The 1,317-nt window shown below is 37.4% G+C and carries 1 protein-coding gene; it reads right to left on the reverse strand.

Annotated features, from left to right (window positions below):
• Window positions 1-30: 30 nt before the first annotated feature.
• A complete protein-coding gene (locus tag KEM09_RS21795) occupies window positions 31-1,194 on the reverse strand; it encodes an IS4 family transposase (RefSeq protein ID WP_212232067.1) in 1,164 nt (387 codons plus the stop codon).
• Window positions 1,195-1,317: the final 123 nt, after the last annotated feature.

Here is a 1,317-nt window from a genome sequence, read left to right on the forward strand (position 1 = left end):
CACTAGTGTCCCATTAAAATTGGGACGTTATTAATGATTAAACAAATTTGGCTCATTAAGCCTAAAACGTTCTTTGTCATTTTGAAATTTAGTTCTCTCAAAGAGGTCTCGAAGATGAGTTTTGTCGGTTAATGATATACTCAATATTTGTAAAACCTCATATGTACTTCTGTCAAGTTGCATGCCTGTTTGGACAATTGCTACCAAGCAATAGGTACATAAAGCAACGTAAATCTGGATCCGAACCGCATTTTCAGTAGTTCCCCAGAATTTCTTGATTTTCAAATGTTGCTTTAGCCATTTAAAGAACAGCTCGACTTGCCATCGGTTCTTATAAAGTTCAGCAACTTGAAGAGCAGAAATGTGCACTGCATTGGTTAAAAATACAAACTCACGGTTTTGTTCTTCGTCCCAATATCTGACTAAGCGAAGATGTTTAGGATAGTATTGCCTGGGATAAAAACCAGTCAATTCAATGGTAACATCTGAAAGCACGTTCTTGGGCAACCTTCGTTTCCATTTGACTATCTTGTATTGAAGGTTCTTCTTTGCTCTGACAACGAAAAAAGCTTCTATCTGAAGAATCTTATACAACATCTTGAAGTGATTATATGCACGATCAAATATGTAATAAGAACCCGATTCATATGGAATTTCTTTCATCGCTGTAGAGTCGTGTACAGAAGCTTCAGTAATGTGAAAGAATGCTGGGATCTGCGTCTCGACATCATATAATGTATGAACTTTGATTCCTCCTTTCTTCTTACGAAACTTCGCCCACCAAAATACGGAAAGGCACAAGTCAATGGTCGTTGAATCAAAAGCGTAGACATTACCATCAAGCTTGAAGATGTCAGAAACTCGTTTCTGCCTGGCTTCGTTTACCAGATAGTACGCATACTCTTCAAAGATGTGATAGTCTCTGTTCTGATTAGCTCTGGCTAGGGAAGATTTTGAAACATTCTTGCCTAGGCCCAAATGATAAGATTTAGAATGATGAGCATCAAGTGCGACAATTAGGTCTCTCAAACTTTCACGATTTGATAATTGCCCGAACATCAGAGCAAGCAATTGGTTCCAACAAGTGAAATGCTTCACGTATTTGTCTCCGTCATACTTGCGAACGATGTAGTTGAACTTATTCCGATCCAGGTACGATGCTAACTGAGCAAAAACGTATTTATCCTTATGCATTTGCTAATCTGTTGATGAATAGCGAAAATGCAAATTGAAATCCGTTTAATCGAAAATGGCCTACAACTCACTAAATTTCAATATTTTCAAAGAACATTGTTAGAATTTAATGGGACAGTAATG

It is taken from the genome of Carboxylicivirga mesophila (assembly GCF_018271975.1).
GTDB lineage: Bacteria > Bacteroidota > Bacteroidia > Bacteroidales > Marinilabiliaceae > Carboxylicivirga > Carboxylicivirga mesophila.

Excerpts from the sequence above, each read along its gene's own strand:
- KEM09_RS21795 (WP_212232067.1), bottom strand. The coding sequence starts at position 1,194 with ATGCATAAGGATAAATACGTTTTTGCTCAGTTAGCATCGTACCTGGAT.